The 254-nt window shown below is 70.9% G+C and carries 1 protein-coding gene; it reads right to left on the bottom strand.

Going from position 1 to position 254, the window contains the following annotated elements:
• On the bottom strand, nucleotides 1-254 hold a 254-nt coding region (locus tag KVT32_RS30740; RefSeq protein ID WP_305864338.1), incomplete at both ends, for a histidine kinase dimerization/phospho-acceptor domain-containing protein.

Below are 254 nucleotides of genomic sequence, written 5' to 3'. Positions count from 1 at the left end.
ACCAGTTCGCTCTTCGGCAGGTCGGGATTGGCGTAGAGGCGCGACAGCGTCAGCAGCTCACCGATCAGCTTGTCCATGCGGACGCGCTCGCGTTCGATGCGAGCGAGCGAGGTGGCGATCTTGTCCGGCTGCTGGTGCGCCAGGCCGGTCGCCGCCTGCAGGCGCGCCAGCGGCGAGCGCAGCTCGTGGGAGACGTCGTGCAGCAGGCGGCGCTGGCCGTCCATCAGGGCGCGCAAGCGGGCGCTCATGCGGTC

The sequence above is a fragment of the Achromobacter sp. GbtcB20 genome (assembly GCF_019091095.1).
In the GTDB taxonomy this organism is placed as follows: domain Bacteria; phylum Pseudomonadota; class Gammaproteobacteria; order Burkholderiales; family Burkholderiaceae_B; genus Achromobacter; species Achromobacter mucicolens.
This window is presented reverse-complemented; position numbering and strand designations above follow the sequence as displayed.